This window comes from Paenibacillus sp. CAA11 (assembly GCF_003060825.1).
Taxonomy (GTDB): domain Bacteria; phylum Bacillota; class Bacilli; order Paenibacillales; family Paenibacillaceae; genus Fontibacillus.
Genome location: NZ_CP028922.1, coordinates 1,884,629 through 1,901,381 on the forward strand (window position 1 = coordinate 1,884,629; position 16,753 = coordinate 1,901,381).

Below are 16,753 nucleotides of genomic sequence, written 5' to 3' on the forward strand. Positions count from 1 at the left end.
GCTTGAAGGGTAAGGAAAGGGGAGAGAGAGATGAACGGAGCCGCAGATAAAAGAAACAGGCTGGAGCTGTTAATGAAGCAGACGGGAATATCGGCGAGTCTGATTGATCCCTATTTTTTAGATGGATGGATAGAGCAGGTAGAAGTCAGTAGAAGCAATAAAGAATGGAGAATTATTATCCATAAGGATACGCTGGTTCCGGCTCAAATCTACCGCACTTTCTGCTTGCAGGTAAGAGAGAGAATGGAACATATTGCTCGGATCACTTTCGACTTCAGATACAGTCCTTCTATTTCTTCAAAGGACATTGTAACCGAGTATTGGAAGCTCTTTTTAGAGTGGGTTCAGCGGGAGGTTCCATCCGTGAACGGATGGATGCTGCGGGCTGCTTTTGAAGTGGATGGCGATTTGGTCATTGTGAGCCTATCGGATTCCATGTCCCTGGAGCTTGCTAAGAAAAAGGGAATTGACAGAGCCATTCCTGCCTTTTACGAGCAATATTTTGGTCTATCCCTTCGTGTTAAGCTGCAGACGAGTGAGAACAGCGCGGAAGCCTTCGAGGAATTCCAGCAGCGGATTGTGGAGGAGAACCGTGAGGTTATTCAGCAGCTGATGGAGAGCATAGAAGCTGAAGTGGCCGCTGAGGTTGATGATGATGGAGAAGAGGTCAAGCTTCAGGTGGGATATGACATCAAGGAGCAGCCTGTGCCTCTGAAGGATATTCAGGATGAAGAGAAGAAAATCGCTATTCAAGGGACTATCTTTGGCCTTGAGAGCAAAGAGCTGCGCAACGGAAACACTTTGTTTACCTTCTGCATCACGGACTTTAGCGACTCACTTCAAATGAAGATGTTTGCTAAGACGAAGGAAGACCTTAAGATTATGGGCAAGCTGGCGAACGGCAAATGGGTGAAGGCCAGAGGCCGCGTGGAATATGACCGCTTTATGCAAATCCCTGAGCTTGTGATGATCCCTTCGGATTTGTGTGAAGTAGGCGCACCTGCAGGCAGAAAAGACAATGCCGCTGAGAAGAGAGTGGAATTTCACCTGCATAGTACGATGAGTACAATGGATGCAGTTACACCGATTGACCAATATATCAAGACAGCTGCGAAATGGGGCCATAAGGCTATAGCAGTTACGGATCACGGAGGAGTTCAGTGTTATCCGGATGCGGCAAAAGCTGCCAAGAAGAACGGGATTAAGATGATTTATGGTGTAGAAGCCAATGTAGTTAATGACAATGTAGCCGTGGTTCTACAGCCGAAGCCAATCGAGCTGAAAACTGCGACTTATATTGTATTTGACATAGAAACTACGGGGCTGTCGGTGACCCAGAACAAAATTATTGAAATTGCGGCGGTAAAAATGCAGGACGGCAAGGAAATAGACCGTTATGCAACCTTCGTAAATCCACATGAACGGATTCCGTACAATATTCAGCAGCTTACAAATATTAATGATGATATGGTCAAAGATGCTCCTGATGTGCATCCTGTGCTGCTGGAGTTCGTTAAATTTGCGGGCGACAGCATTCTCGTAGCGCACAACGCCAGATTTGACGTTGACTTTGTCAATGCCAAGCTGAAGGAGCTTGGTGAACCGCAGCTGACAAATCCGGTGCTGGATACGCTGGAGCTGGCGAGACTGCTGTTTCCAAGTCTTAAGAATCACCGTTTGAACACCCTTGCGGCTAAGTACAAGGTCTCCCTGGAGAACCATCACCGTGCGATCGACGATACCTTGGCTCTTGGCGAGATTCTCATAGGCTTACTTGCCGATGCTGAGAAAATGCAGGGGATTACAATGCTCGATCGGCTTAATGATCATGTCGGTAAGGATCTGTCCAACACTCGTCCATTTCACTGCGGGATTTATGCGCTGAATCCGGTAGGCAAGAAGAACCTATTCAAGCTGGTCTCTATGTCGCATACGGATTATTTTCACCGGGTAGCGTGTATTCCAAAGTCCAAGCTTAAGGAAATGCGGGAGGGCCTGCTCATTATATCCGGCTGTGAGAAGGGTGAATTTTTCGAAGCGGTTCTGAATAAATCGATGGAAGAAGCTGAGGAGATTGCAGGCTTCTATGATGTTCTGGAGATTCAGCCTTTAACGATGTATATGCATCTTGTGGAAAAAGGTCTGGTAGGCAGCAAAGAAGAGCTGGAGACTGCGATCCGAAAGGTATGTGAGATCGGGCAGAAGCTGGACAAGCCGGTTATTGCCACAGGCAATGTCCACTACTTGGAGCCTCGCGACAAACTGTTCCGTGACATCACGATTCATGGAATTACAGGCTATAGTCCGCTGAAGGATATCCGGAAGCCGGATGCACATTTCCGGACGACGGATGAAATGCTTGAGGAATTCTCGTTCCTAGGGAAGGAGAAGGCACAGGAAGTGGTCGTTACGAACACTGCGGCACTTGCAGATCGGTTCGAGGAGCTGGAGCTGTTTCCTTCCAAGCTGTTTACCCCGATTATGGAAGGGGCCGATGAAGAGATTAGAAACACCTGCTATAACACGGCTAAATCCCTATATGGCGAGGATTTGCCAGAAGTGGTTGTAGCCCGCCTTGAAAAAGAGCTGGAGCCGATTATCAAATATGGCTTCTCCGCGAACTATTTGATTTCCGAGCGGCTGGTGAAGAAGTCTAACCAGGACGGATACTTGGTAGGCTCCCGGGGATCTGTCGGCTCTTCCGTAGTCGCAACATTCCTTGGAATTTCGGAGGTAAATCCTCTTCCGGCTCATTATCTGTGTCTTAATTCCGAGTGCCGCTATAGCGAATGGTTCCTGGACGGCAGCGTACCCTCCGGCTTTGACCTTCCAGATAAGGATTGTCCGAAGTGCGGGAACCCTCTAAAAGGCGAAGGACAAGATATTCCGTTCGAGACTTTTCTCGGATTTAAAGGGGATAAGGTTCCTGATATCGACTTGAACTTCTCCGGGGAATATCAGCCTGTTGCGCATAACTATACAAAGGTCTTGTTCGGCGAGAAGAGTGTATTCCGGGCCGGAACGATTGGTACAGTCGCAGAGAAGACAGCATTTGGCTTTACTAAGAAATATGAAGAGGATCATGGCAAGAAATGGCGCGGAGCCGAGCTGAGCAGGCTTGCCGCCGGCTGTACGGGCGTCAAGCGCAGCACTGGCCAGCATCCTGGCGGGATCGTAGTTGTCCCTGACTACATGGAGGTAGACGACATTACACCTGTTCAATACCCGGCGGATGATACGAGCTCTGAGTGGAAGACCACTCACTTTGATTATCATGCCTTTGATGCAAACCTGCTCAAGCTGGATATTCTGGGTCATGATGATCCGACGATGATGCGTATGCTGCAGGATTTAACGGGCGTGGACCCGACGACCATTCCCATGAATGATCCGAAGGTTATGAGCATGTTTAACTCCACTGAAGCATTGGGCGTGACTCCTCAGCAGATTCGCACGCCGGTGGCGACATACGGGGTGCCGGAGATGGGGACGAAATTTGTTCGGCAGATGCTTGTGGAATCTCAGCCATCCTCATTTGCGGATTTGCTGCAAATTTCCGGATTATCTCATGGAACAGGGGTTTGGCTCGGCAACGCCCAGGAGCTGATCAAGAATGGAACTTGCAACATCAAGACCGTAATTGGCTGCCGGGATGATATCATGCTGTTTCTCATCTATAAGGCGGGAATGGATGCCGGCCTGGCGTTTAAAATTACGGAAAGCGTTCGTAAGGGGAAGGGCCTCACGCCCGAATGGATTGAAGAGATGAAGAAGTGTAAGGTGCCTCAGTGGTACATTGACTCTTGCCTGAAAATTCAATATATGTTCCCTAAGGCGCACGCCGCTGCATATGTTATTTCAGCAGTGCGTACGGCTTATTTTAAGCTGTATCATCCGATTGAATATTATGCAACTTACTTTACCGTACGGGCAGAGGACTTTGATATTGAACTTTGCTGCCAGGGGTATGAAGCTATTTACCGCAAGATCGAAGAAATTGAGCAGAAGGGCTTTCAGGCGCTGCCGAAGGAGAAGGCAATGCTCCCAATCCTGGAGATGGCTCTTGAGATGACGGCACGAGGATTTAGATTTAAAACCATCGATCTGTATCGCTCGGATGCAACGAAGTACACGGTAGACGGAGATGCACTCATTCCTCCTTTCTCAGCGCTTGCCGGGATCGGGGAGAATGCCGCGCGCAACATTGCAGCGGCCAAGGAGCAGGGAGAATTCCTGTCGATCGAAGATTTCCAGCAGAAGTCCAAAGCCAGTAAGACTGTTGTTGAGCTGCTGGCTCAGCTTGGCTGCTTCCGCGGATTGCCTGAGAGCAATCAGCTGTCGTTGTTCTAAGTATTATGTCTTTTTCTCCCACAAGTGTACCTTCGTCAAAATGGCGATATATCAAGGGTTTGGCGTTCTGAAGTAAGGTACCTTCACTTGTCAGCTCATACGGGTTATGATATAATTTTTCTGGTAATCATGGAGATAGAACCGTTGTTTAAAGAGTGGGGCGACCCACTCTTTACTCTTTGGTATATAGGAATGAATGGCTATGGAGGTAGGTACGTTTGAGTACACCGAAGATCAAAGCGACTGTAGAGGAAATGATTCACCCCTATTTGACGGAAAATGGCTTTGAACTAGTTGATGTGGAATATGTGAAAGAGGGAAGCAACTGGTTTTTGCGTATTTTTGTGGACAAGGAAGGCGGCATCGATATTGATGACTGCGGGCGGATTAGCGAAGTGGTTAGTGAGATGCTGGACAAGAATGACCCGATTCCCTCAGCTTATTTTCTCGAGGTTTCATCTCCCGGTGCTGAACGTCCTTTGAAAAAACCTGAGGATGTTCGCAAATCCGTTGGAAAGGACGTATTTGTGACTACATACGAATCCTTGGACGGTCAGAAGGAATTTGAAGGACGGTTGCTTTCGTTTGACAATGACGATCTGGTCATTGAGAGCGGGAAGAAGCAGTACACAATTCCTTACTCCAAAGTGGCCAGCGCCAGACTGGCTATTATTTTTTAAGCTAAAGATCAGCTTGGTATTCTTGAAAGGGGGAGCTTGAAGCAAATGAGTATGGATTTTATTGAAGCTATGAATGAGTTGGAAAGAGAGAAAGGAATCAGCAAAGACATTTTGTTCGAAGCGATCGAAGCGGCGTTGATTTCCAGCTACAAGCGAAATTTTAACACCGCCCAGAATGTCCGTGTTGATATGAACAGACATACTGGGGCTATTAAGGTATTTGCGCGCAAGCTGGTTGTTGAGGAAGTGCTGGATCCGCGCACGGAAATTTCTGTGCCTGCAGCACGTGAGATCAATCCGGGATTTCAGCTTGATGATGTCGCCGAGATTGAGGTAACTCCTCGGGATTTTGGCCGTATTGCGGCTCAGACAGCTAAACAGGTTGTAACACAGCGTATTCGTGAAGCCGAGCGTGGGCTGATTTACAATGCCTTTGTGGACAAGGAAGAAGATATCGTGACCGGCATTGTACAGCGTCAGGATTTGCGCAATATCTATGTAGACCTGGGTAAGGTAGAGGCTCATTTGCCTTTGAATGAGCTGATGCCGAACGAGAAATTCAAACATGGTGACCGGATTAAAGCATTCATTACTAAAGTAGAGAATACCACGAAGGGGCCGCAAATTTTGCTGTCCAGAACACATCCAGGTCTTCTTAAGCGTCTGTTTGAACTGGAAGTTCCGGAAATCTATGATGGCGTTGTAGAGATTCGTTCGGTGGCTCGTGAAGCTGGGTTCCGCTCCAAAATCGCGGTATACTCGCGTAATGAGGAAGTTGATCCGGTAGGCTCCTGTGTCGGTCCGAAGGGCCAGCGCGTACAGACTATCGTTAACGAGCTGCGGGGCGAGAAGATTGATATCGTCCGCTACTCTGAAGATGTCCAAGAATATGTAGCCAATGCGCTTAGTCCTTCTAAGGTACTGGAAGTTCAAGTGTTCGAAGCTGAGAAGATGGCCAGAGTTATTGTGCCGGATTATCAACTGTCTCTTGCGATTGGAATTAAAGGCCAGAATGCAAGGCTTGCTGCAAAGCTGACCAGCTGGAAGATTGATATCAAGAGCGAGACACAGGCGGAACAGGAATTTGGCAGACCGATCTCGTCCGGTGGAGAAATGCACCAGGATTCTGTGTCTGTCGACTAATATGGATCTGAAAGCGGGGGGGCCAAGATGAAATCTAAAAAGATACCGCTTCGGAAGTGTGTGGCCTGTCAGGAAATGATGCCGAAGAAACAACTGATTCGAGTGGTCAAGACGCCCGAAGGGGAGATCATGATTGATCTGACCGGAAAGAAATCAGGCCGCGGTGCATATTTGTGCGGAAGTGAGGCTTGCTTTAGACTTGCTCAGAAGAACCGTGCGCTTGATCGCGCATTGAAGGCACAGGTGCAGCCAGAGATTTATGAGCAGCTTGCCAGGGAATTCCTGGAAGTCGAAGAACAGTTTATTGCTGGCCAAAACGGAAGTGATGATGATGAGTAATCCATTGTCTCAGCTCGGTTTGGCCATGCGTGCCGGCAAGGTGGTATCTGGAGACGAGATCGTTCTCAAAGCGATTCGTTCCAAAGAAGCCAAGCTGGTCATTGTTGCAGGGAATTCCTCGCTCAATACACAAAAGAAGTTTCGTGATAAATGTGGAACTTATAAAGTACCTTTGCTGATCGGATTTGATCGGGAGCACCTCGGCGCCAGCGTCGGCAAACCTGAAAGGGTGGTGCTCGCGCTGACGGACCAAGGATTCGCAAATCTGTTGCGTAAAACCGTGAGTAATACGTCGGAGGTGGAGTATATTGAGTAAACAAGATAACAAAGATAAGTTGAGAGTGTATGAATACGCTAAATCACTGAATATGAGCAGCAAAGAAATTATTACGATTCTTAAACGTCTGGATATCCCGGTGAATAACCATATGAGTGTTATGGAAAATAGCGCTGTTGCTCGGGTCGAGCAGTTTTTCAAGGATATCAAGAGTAGTGCAGCTGTGAAGAAGGCAGGTTCAGGTTCCGTCGAAGCTTCTGCTCAATCGGCGGTTTCGGCTTCTGCAGGAGGAAGCCATAAACCGAATACCTCAGGCAGCTCTTCTGGCAGCCAGCGGCATGGAGCTTCGATCAGCGCCGACCAGACGAAAGAAGGCAATTCGAGCAATAACAAAATTCAAATGGAAAAGCAGGTAAGCATGAATAAAAATACAACAACAAACAACCAACGTAGCGGCGCAGCGTCGTCGCAATCAAATCATAACAGTCAACAAGGCGGACAACGTCAAAATTCTGGAGCTCGCAGCTCCCAGCAAGGCGGCCAGAACCGCAGCGGCGGTCAAGGTCAAAGTCAAGGCGGGGCTTCCCGTCCAAACCCAAATCGTCCCGGCCAGAGTCGGCCGGCTCAAGGTCAAGGCGGTCAGCAGAATTCCCGTCCTCAATCCGGCGGGGGCGGGCAAAGTCGTGGAGGCCAAGGCCAAACTCGTTCCAACTCTGATGGAGCAAGGAAGAATAATAACAATAACGGAAGACCTGGACAAAAACGGTTTGATGATAACAGAAACGGCGGGAACTTCCGTGGTAACAATCGTGGCGGTAAAGGCGGCCGAGGTGGTAAGGCCCAGCCTCAGGAACGCCGTGAGAAGATTGATAACACGCCAAAGAAGATTATCGTACGTGGAGATATGACAGTCGGTGAGACGGCGAAGCTGCTTCACAAAGATGCTTCTGAAGTTATTAAGAAGCTCATCGGCATGGGTGTTATGGCAACGATCAACCAAGAACTAGACATTGACACCATTCTGCTGCTGGCAGGTGAATTCGGAGTTGAGGTCGAAGTGAAGATTCCGGTTGAGGAAGACCGTTTTGAGACCGTTGAAGAAAATGATGAACCGGCTGATTTGAAGGAACGTCCTCCTGTTGTAACTATCATGGGGCACGTTGACCATGGTAAGACCACCCTTCTCGATGCCATTCGTTCAACGAATGTTACTGGCGGCGAAGCTGGCGGAATTACGCAGCATATCGGTGCTTACCAGGTTGAGATTAACAACAAGAAGATTACGTTCCTGGATACTCCAGGTCACGAAGCTTTCACGGCCATGCGTGCCCGCGGTGCACAGATCACGGATATTACGATTATTGTGGTAGCGGCAGATGACGGTGTAATGCCTCAGACCGTGGAAGCCATTAACCATGCTAAGGCTGCAGGATTGCCTATTATTGTGGCAGTCAACAAGATTGATAAGCCGGGTGCAAATCCTGACAAGGTGAAGCAGGAGCTTACTGAATATGAGCTTGTGCCGGAAGAATGGGGCGGAGATACGATCTTTGTTAACGTGTCCGCCAAGCAAAGAATGGGTCTGGAAGATCTGCTTGAAATGATTCTCCTCGTAGCCGAGGTTAATGATTATAAGGCAAATCCAGATAAACGTGCACGCGGTACCGTGATTGAAGCTGAGCTGGATAAAGGACGGGGTCCGGTTGCACGTGTGTTGGTACAGCACGGAACACTGAAGGTTGGAGATGCCTTTGTTGCAGGGAACTGCTTCGGTCGTGTTCGGGCTATGGTTAACGATAAGGGACGCCGGCTTAAGGAAGCAGGGCCTTCTACTCCGGTTGAGATTACGGGTCTGACAGAGGTTCCTGGTGCTGGTGATCCGTTCATGGTATTTGAGGACGAGCGCAAAGCGCGTTCCATTGCTGACAAACGTGCGATCACCCAGCGTCAATCGGAGCTTAACACCAATACGCGTGTTACGCTGGATGACCTGTTCAACGCAATTAAAGAAGGCGAAATTAAAGACCTTAACGTTATTATTAAAGGTGACGTACAAGGCTCGGTAGAAGCCTTGAAGGGTTCTCTTGCCAAGATTGAAGTTGAAGGCGTACGAGTTAAGATTATTCATAGCGGTGCAGGTGCCATCACAGAGTCTGATATTATACTGGCAGCAGCATCCAACGCGATTGTGATTGGTTTCAACGTTCGTCCGGATGCTCAAGCGAAGCAGACAGCTGAGCAGGAGAAGGTAGATATTCGCTTGCATCGTGTTATCTATAATGTAATTGAAGAAATCGAGCAGGCGATGAAGGGTATGCTGGATCCAGTATACAAAGAGAGCGTAATTGGCCATGCGGAAGTACGTAATACCTTCAAAATCAGCAAGGTGGGTACAATTGCCGGCTGTATGGTTACCTCCGGTAAGATTTCTCGCTCTGCAGAAGCGCGGCTTATCCGCGACGGCATAGTTATCTTTGAGGGTAAGATCGACTCGCTCAAACGCTTCAAGGATGATGCCAAGGAAGTAGCACAAGGTTACGAGTGCGGAATCACGCTTGATAATTACAATGATCTCAAAGAAGGCGATGTTATCGAAGCCTTCATCATGGAGACGGTTGAACGTTAATCTGTAGCATCAAGGATGAAATTAAGCTTATACAACCATAATGACATTAGCGGCAAAAGCCGCCTTGAAAGCATCGGCTCCACTTGGGCCGGTGCTTTCAAGGATAGATAGAGAGGTGTACATCATGGCTAATAATCGTGCAGGCCGTGTAGGTGAGCAAATCAAGAAGGAGCTGAGCGTACTTATTCAGAGTGGGCTTAAGGATCCGCGGATTGGATTTGTCACCGTTACCGGTGTTGACGTAACAAACGACTTGTCCCAGGCTAAAGTATATTTGAGTGTATTCGGAGATGAAGAACAGAAGAATAATTCTCTGAAGGGACTTGAGAAAGCGACCGGATTTTTGCGTAGCGAGTTGGGCAAAGCGATCCGGCTGCGCCACACGCCAGAACTGATCTTTAAGATTGATGAGTCAATTGCCTATGGCAGCCGGATTGAGAAGCTGCTGGGTGAAATTACCAAAGAAGATACCAATTGAAGTAAAGGAGACGGCGATGCAGACCAATGAACGGGAGCTCCTGAATGCCGTGGCATTCATCAAAGAGCATGATGATTTCCTCGTAGTGTCGCATGTACAGCCGGACGGAGACGCAGTCAGTTCCACCCTAGCGGTGGGCTGGCTTCTGTCATGTCTGGGCAAAAAATACACCATGATCAATGAGGGCCCCATCCCACGCAGAATGAGTTATCTGTGGCATGCGGATCAAATTCTCAACTTGTCTGAAACTTCTCCAGGACGTACATATAAGTACATTATTTGTGTAGACTGTGCTGACTTTCAGCGGGTTGGTGAAACCAAAAACTGCTTTGAGGAGGGTGCCCTGATACTAAATATTGACCATCATCCGACGAATGATGCTTACGGCTCTGTCAATTTAATCCGGCCACAAGCCGCAGCTACTGCTGAGATCTTGTTTGATTTGCTCCTTGCATTTGACTTTCCGCTGGATGTTGATGCAGCGACGGCGATTTACACGGGGCTGCTGACAGATACAGGGGGCTTCCGGTATTCCAATACTACGCCAGAGGTTATGAGAATTGCCTCCAAACTGTTGGAGTATGGGGTGGATGGTCCAGGCCTATCCGAAAAGCTGCTTGAACAGATGACATTTTCCCAGCTTAAGATCTTGACTCGTGCGCTCAATAAGCTGGAGCGTACAGAGGATGGCAGAATAAGCTGGGTGAGTATTACAGATGAAGATTTGGCCGAATGTGGAGCTATTCACGAGGATCTTGAGGGGATCGTTAACTATCCGCGCAATGTGATGGGTGTTGAAGTAGGCATGCTGTTTAAGGTGATCAATGACCGTGCGGTGAAAGTTAGCATGCGTTCAGCAGGAAATGTGGATGTAGCCGCTGTATGTCAAAGTTTTGGAGGCGGCGGCCATACAAGAGCGGCCGGGGCGCGTCTGGAAGGCACATTGGATGAAGTAGTGGCGCGTGTTGTAGAGCGGGTGAAGGAACAGCTATGAGTCATACTTATGAAGGGATTCTTCCGGTATGGAAGCCTGCGGGTTTTACTTCCCACGATGTAGTGGCCAAAGCCCGGGGTATCTTGAAAATGAAGCGAATTGGACATACCGGAACACTTGATCCTTTGGTCACAGGCGTATTGCCCCTCTGTCTTGGACGGGCTACGCGAATGGTGGAGTATCTTCAGGAATTGCCCAAAGAGTACGAAGCCAAGCTTGTGCTGGGATTAGCCACAGATACTGAGGACTTGTCCGGCCAGGAATTAGAACGCAGCGAGAACGTTCAAGTTACCGAGCAAGAAATTCGAAGTGTGATTCGATCATTTGAAGGTACAATTTCTCAAATTCCTCCCATGTATTCGGCACTGAAGCAGAATGGAAAACGACTGTATGAATTAGCAAGAGAAGGGAAGACGGTAGAACGCCAGCCAAGAGAAGTGACAATTCATCAGATTGAATTGATAGACATCGATATGAGCAAGTCTCTTCCGGAGGTTTCCTTCCGCGCTCTATGCTCAAAGGGCACATACATTCGGACACTATGTGTGGATATCGGAAAAGCGTTAGGTGTTCCAGCTGCTATGGCGGAATTGAGACGGACAATGTCTGCAGGAATCCCGGATTCCAGCTGCCTGACCTTGGAACAGATTGAGGAGGCCGTGCGCGACGGCAGTCTTGCAGCAAAGCTGCTCCCTGTGGATCAAGCTGTGACCCAGCTGCCTTCTGCCGAGGTAAGTGAAGAGAAGGTGCGAGCCGCTCTTCAAGGACAGCGCCTGTCTGCATCTGTAGTGAATCCTTTGCCAGATCGCGGAGAAGCGCTTCGTTTGTACGATCCGAACGGTAGGTTTCTAGGGATTTATCTACGGGAAGCGGAATCTGGTGCTATAGCTCCAGTCAAGGTATTTGCCCAGAACGAAGCCTGATTGCCTGGCAGCATAAAAGTTAAGGGACTTTGGAACAGGCTGCAGGTATAATCCAGTAAATTGCAGGTGAATTATGAAATGCAGACGATAACGATAAAGTATCCGCTCACGCAAAATGATATTCAGTCTTATGCTAAGCCGCAGGTAGTGGCTATCGGTCAGTTTGACGGATTGCACTTGGGGCATGAGGCAGTCATTAAGTCCGCAGTGGCCTTGGCTCATCAGAAGGAATTGCCGGTCTCTGTTATGACCTTCTATCCTCATCCCAAAGAGGTTATGAAGAAGGGAGATTATGACGGTTATCTCACGCCTCCTAAAGAGAAGGAAGAGCTTCTGAGAAGCATGGGCGTAGATTATTTATATATTATTGAATTTAATGAAGCCTTTTCTCAAGTGAGTCCGCAGTGTTTTGTCTATGACATGCTGCTTCCGCTCCAGATCGATACTGCTGTAGTAGGGTTTGACTTTAGATTTGGATACCGAGGAGAAGGCCATGCTGATATGCTTCGTAAACTTGGAGCTGGCAAGATGGAGGTAGAGACCGTGCCGGCCTTTTTGTTAGAAGGCGAGAAGGTTAGCAGCTCTGGCATCCGCAAATGGCTGAAGGAAGGCAAGGTCGATCTTGCGGCGGTATGGCTGGGCCGGCCATATGTTCTTCGCGGTTCTGTTGTGGATGGGGAGAAGCGAGGCCGACTTATTGGTTTCCCGACAGCGAATGTAGAGCTGTCCGAGCATTTTGTCTTGCCTGCAAACGGTGTATATGCGGTATTGGCGTCAACAGGGGAGACATGGCTGCCTGGCGTAATGAACATTGGTGTGAAGCCGACCTTTCATAGCGGGGAGCTAAAGCCGAAGGTTGAGGTGCATTTGCTCGACTTTAGCGGCGATTTGTACACGCAGGAATTAACGGTACAGCTGATAGATTTTCTCCGGGAAGAGCGGAAGTTTGGCTCAGTGGACGAACTGATCGCACAAATTGGACGAGATGCGGAGACTGCAAGATTGAAGCTTCAATAACCGCACTTATATTTACTTTATAAGAGCAGTTATGATATACTAGTCTATGTTGTTCAATTCAAGGGCTATTTATTTCCCTTCTATAATTGAACCAACATATTAACCTTGGCTTGGTTATATGCTCTCACCGGCGGTAACGAGGCTAATGGCGATTATTATGAAGGAGGTGAACAGGATGGCACTGTCTCAAGAACGTAAACAACAGTTGATCGAAGCACACAAAACTCATGAATCCGATACTGGATCCCCAGAGGTGCAAATTGCTATCCTTACGGAGAACATTACTAACCTGACAGACCACTTGCGTACGCATAAGAAGGATCATCATTCCCGTCGCGGTCTTCTGAAGATGGTAGGTCAACGTCGTAAGCTTCTAGCTTACTTGAAGAACAAAGACGTAAAACGTTACAGCGCATTGATCGAGAAGCTCGGTCTGCGTCGCTAATTTCTTTTGATTCTTACCGAAAGCAGCCTGGTTGCCGCCGGATCGCTTGTATATGAAGCGAACGGCGGCGGCTCGGTTGCTTTTTAGTGTAATTATGATTTGCTCTCAAGCAGGAAATAATGAGAGCAGTACCGAACATTATTTTTATCCTTAAAGGAGGGATTTCATGGAGAAACATGTAAAAATGGAGCTGGGAGGCAGACCTTTAGTGCTTGAAACCGGCCGTTTGGCAAAACAAGCCAACGCAGCCGTGATGGTACGCTATGGAGAAACCTCTGTACTGTGTACAGTTACCGCATCTTCAGAGCCTAAAGATCTGGATTTCTTCCCGCTAACCGTTAACTATGAAGAGAAGCTGTACGCTGTAGGTAAAATTCCTGGCGGATTCATTAAGCGTGAAGGCCGTCCAAGTGAGAAGGCCATTCTTGCCAGCCGTCTGACAGACCGTCCGATTCGCCCGCTGTTCCCGGAAGGCTTCCGGAATGACGTTCAAATCGTTAACCTGGTGATGAGCGTTGATCAAGATTGCTCTCCAGAGATTGCTGCTATGATTGGTACCTCTGCGGCGCTGAGTATTTCAGATGTTCCGTTTGACGGACCTATTGGCGGCGTTGCCGTAGGGCGCGTGAACGGTGAATTTGTCATCAACCCGGATATTGCACAGCAGGAAGTCAGCGATATCTACCTGGTCGTTGCCGGTACCAAAGACGCGATCATGATGGTAGAAGCTGAGGCGAACGAAGTTCCTGAGGAAGTTATGCTGGAAGCGATTATGTTCGGCCATGATGAAATCAAGAAAATCGTAGCCACCATTGAAGAGCTTGTACAGATCGCCGGCAAAGAGAAGATGGAAGTAAAGCTTCATGCTGTAGATGCTGAGGTTAATCGCGAGGTTCGCGCATTTGCTGCAGAGCGTCTGGTAGAAGCCGTGAAGATTGCTGAGAAGCATGCACGACAAGATGCAATTGACGTGATTAATGATGAGACTGTGGCCTTCTTTGAGCAGAAGTACATAGAATCACCAGAGCTCCTTAGCGATGTGAAAGAAGTTCTGCATGATATCGTCAAAGAAGAAGTACGCCGCTTGATTACGCATGACAAAGTGCGCCCTGATGGCCGTAAATTGGACGAAATCCGTCCGATCGAATGCGATATCAGCCTGCTCCCGCGCACACATGGCTCAGGCTTGTTCACCCGTGGACAAACTCAAGCACTCAGCGTATGTACACTCGGTGCTCTTGGCGATGTTCAAATTCTGGATGGCATCCACCCTGAAGAAACCAAGCGCTTTATGCATCACTATAACTTCCCGCCGTTCAGCGTAGGTGAAGCTCGCCCGCTTCGTGCTCCAGGACGTCGCGAGATCGGTCACGGTGCGCTCGGAGAGAGAGCCTTGTCCAAGGTCATTCCACCGGAGTCTGAATTCCCTTACACCATTCGTCTGGTATCTGAAGTTTTAGAATCGAACGGTTCCACTTCGCAGGCAAGTATTTGCGCAAGCACCTTGGCGATGATGGATGCTGGTGTACCGATTAAAGCACCTGTAGCCGGAGTAGCGATGGGTCTGATTAAGGACGAGGAGCATGTATCTATCCTGACAGATATTCAAGGTATGGAAGATCACTTGGGGGATATGGACTTTAAGGTTGCTGGCACGAAGGAAGGCGTAACCGCAATCCAAATGGATATCAAAATCGCTGGCATTGATCGTCAAATCCTGAATGATGCACTTACCCAAGCACGTGAAGGAAGAATGCACATTCTCTCTAAGATGACAGAAGTGATCGAGAAGCCGAAGGAATCTCTTTCACAGTATGCGCCTAAGATTCTGATCATGAATATTAACCCGGACAAAATCCGTGATGTCATTGGTGCAGGCGGAAAGATCATCAATAAGATTATTGAAGAAACCGGTGTTAAGATTGATATTGAGCAGGACGGCCGCGTGTTTATCGCTTCTTCGAACCAGGAGATGAATGAGAAGGCCCGCTCTATTATTGAAGGGATTGTCAAAGAAGTGGTTGTCGGTGAAATCTATACCGGGACCGTTAAACGTATTGAGAAATTTGGTGCATTTGTTGAAATCCTTCCAGGCAAGGATGGCCTCGTGCATATTTCGCAAATCTCTACGGAACGCGTAGGCAAAGTGGAAGATGTACTGGCTATTGGTGATGTGATTACAGTAAAGGTAACGGAAATCGACCAGCAGGGACGGGTCAATCTTTCCCGCAAGGCGGTTCTTACCCCAGAGGCACCTGAGAAATAAGCAACCTTCCGAAGCTTTTCGGCAGGGCGGGAAAAGAGGCAGAATCTATTCTGGCTCTTTTTTTATATGCCCGGATTTAACTCGATGCCCGTACATAATTTTTTCTGATTTCACATACAATGGGACAAAGTTGATATGTGAAGGGAGCTAGAGCCGTGAATCGAAAAAAAGCGGCTGCAATAACGGCGGGTCTGGTAACCGCGATGCTGGCTGGATATTTTGGAGATGTTCAAGCTTACATAGACACTGTGAATTGGAAGACGGAGACGGCCAGTCAGCCGGTATTTTTCATGCAGAGTGAGGATCCGGTTAAGGATGATGCCTTAATGAGCCGAATTCGTCAGGAGGCGGAAGGCCTGCGCATTGAGCCGATTGATGCTGTAGTGGATAGGGTGTGGAAGGCGATCCCTGGCTACAGTGGACGTGAGGTTGATGTGGAGGAAACCTACCGGCGGATTACTGAGGGAGGAACGGCTCCATATAGCGCGGATAAGCCAATCCCATTTGTATTTCGTGAGATCAAGCCAAAAGTTTCTCTGAACGATCTGGAGGCTCAGCCCATTTATCGGGGAAATAAGGCTAAGCCGATGGCAGCGCTTATGATTAATGTAGCATGGGGCAATGAGTATCTGCCTTCCATATTGAATACATTGGATGAAGAGAAAGTGAAGGCTACTTTTTTCCTTGATGGAAGCTGGTTGTCTAAGAACGTAGAGCTGGCTAAAGAAATACAGCGGCGCGGTCATCAGCTGGAGAATCATGCTTATTCTCACCCGAATATGAGCCAGGTTAGCAGTGAGCGGGCACGACTGGAGATTACCAAGACCAAAAAGCTGCTATCCGAAAAACTGGGTGTCACCAACCGCTGGTTTGCTCCTCCTTCGGGGGATTTTGATGCAAGGACTGTGAAAATTGCCGCCGAAGAGGGACTGAAAACGGTGCTGTGGACCGTGGATACCGTGGATTGGCGCAATCCCTCTCCAGATTCAGTCATCGCTAAAATTAGCAAACAGGCAGAGGCGGGATCTTTAATTCTAATGCACCCCACAGCATCAACACAGGGGTCGATAAAAGGCATCATTCGGGTTTTGAAATCCAAGGGTTATACTGTCGGCACTGTGGAGGAGACTCTGTCTGAAAATCGGGTAACGGATGCGGGGAGTTGAGTAAACCCACAATTTTTGTTAATATCAGAAAGACTCGGGCTTATAAAAA

Annotated in this window: 13 protein-coding genes; all 13 read left to right on the top strand. The window is 48.3% G+C overall.

What is annotated here, in order from left to right; all coding sequences use genetic code 11:
* Positions 1-30: 30 nt before the first annotated feature.
* The 13 genes from DCC85_RS08945 (at position 31) to DCC85_RS09005 (ending at position 16,704) form a co-directional block, all read left to right on the top strand.
* On the top strand, positions 31-4,350 hold the full coding sequence (locus DCC85_RS08945; RefSeq protein ID WP_108465273.1) for a PolC-type DNA polymerase III: 4,320 nt from the start codon (positions 31-33) through the stop codon (positions 4,348-4,350).
* Between the two features lie 218 nt (positions 4,351-4,568).
* Positions 4,569-5,030, top strand: a complete 462-nt coding sequence (gene rimP, locus DCC85_RS08950) for a ribosome maturation factor RimP (protein WP_108465274.1) — start codon at positions 4,569-4,571, stop codon at positions 5,028-5,030.
* Positions 5,031-5,075: 45 nt separating this feature from the next.
* Positions 5,076-6,173 carry a transcription termination factor NusA gene (gene nusA, locus DCC85_RS08955; protein ID WP_108465275.1) on the top strand — a complete coding sequence of 366 codons (1,098 nt, stop codon included), beginning with the start codon at positions 5,076-5,078 and terminating at the stop codon, positions 6,171-6,173.
* Positions 6,174-6,200: 27 nt separating this feature from the next.
* The gene (rnpM, locus tag DCC85_RS08960; protein WP_108465276.1) at positions 6,201-6,512 is read left to right on the top strand and encodes an RNase P modulator RnpM; all 312 of its coding nucleotides are present in this window, start codon (positions 6,201-6,203) and stop codon (positions 6,510-6,512) included.
* Positions 6,505-6,828, top strand: a complete 324-nt coding sequence (locus tag DCC85_RS08965; RefSeq protein WP_108465277.1) for a L7Ae/L30e/S12e/Gadd45 family ribosomal protein — start codon at positions 6,505-6,507, stop codon at positions 6,826-6,828. Before rnpM ends, DCC85_RS08965 begins: the two co-directional genes overlap by 8 nt.
* The gene (gene infB, locus DCC85_RS08970; protein WP_108465278.1) at positions 6,821-9,415 is read left to right on the top strand and encodes a translation initiation factor IF-2; all 2,595 of its coding nucleotides are present in this window, start codon (positions 6,821-6,823) and stop codon (positions 9,413-9,415) included. Before DCC85_RS08965 ends, infB begins: the two co-directional genes overlap by 8 nt.
* A 124-nt stretch (positions 9,416-9,539) precedes the next feature.
* Positions 9,540-9,893: a 30S ribosome-binding factor RbfA gene (gene rbfA, locus DCC85_RS08975; protein WP_108465279.1), complete on the top strand. Its 354-nt coding sequence runs from the start codon at positions 9,540-9,542 to the stop codon at positions 9,891-9,893.
* Positions 9,894-9,909: 16 nt separating this feature from the next.
* Positions 9,910-10,887 carry a DHH family phosphoesterase gene (locus tag DCC85_RS08980; RefSeq protein ID WP_108465280.1) on the top strand — a complete coding sequence of 326 codons (978 nt, stop codon included), beginning with the start codon at positions 9,910-9,912 and terminating at the stop codon, positions 10,885-10,887.
* Positions 10,884-11,810: a tRNA pseudouridine(55) synthase TruB gene (truB, locus tag DCC85_RS08985; protein WP_108465281.1), complete on the top strand. Its 927-nt coding sequence runs from the start codon at positions 10,884-10,886 to the stop codon at positions 11,808-11,810. Before DCC85_RS08980 ends, truB begins: the two co-directional genes overlap by 4 nt.
* A 78-nt stretch (positions 11,811-11,888) precedes the next feature.
* Complete coding sequence (locus DCC85_RS08990; RefSeq protein ID WP_108465282.1) at positions 11,889-12,827, top strand: bifunctional riboflavin kinase/FAD synthetase; 939 nt, start codon at positions 11,889-11,891, stop codon at positions 12,825-12,827.
* Between the two features lie 175 nt (positions 12,828-13,002).
* Positions 13,003-13,272, top strand: a complete 270-nt coding sequence (rpsO, locus tag DCC85_RS08995; protein WP_108465283.1) for a 30S ribosomal protein S15 — start codon at positions 13,003-13,005, stop codon at positions 13,270-13,272.
* 166 nt (positions 13,273-13,438) lie between these two features.
* Complete coding sequence (pnp, locus tag DCC85_RS09000) at positions 13,439-15,538, top strand: polyribonucleotide nucleotidyltransferase (protein ID WP_108465284.1); 2,100 nt, start codon at positions 13,439-13,441, stop codon at positions 15,536-15,538.
* A 203-nt stretch (positions 15,539-15,741) separates the two neighbouring features.
* On the top strand, positions 15,742-16,704 hold the full coding sequence (locus DCC85_RS09005; RefSeq protein WP_108467782.1) for a polysaccharide deacetylase family protein: 963 nt from the start codon (positions 15,742-15,744) through the stop codon (positions 16,702-16,704).
* Positions 16,705-16,753 lie beyond the last annotated feature (49 nt).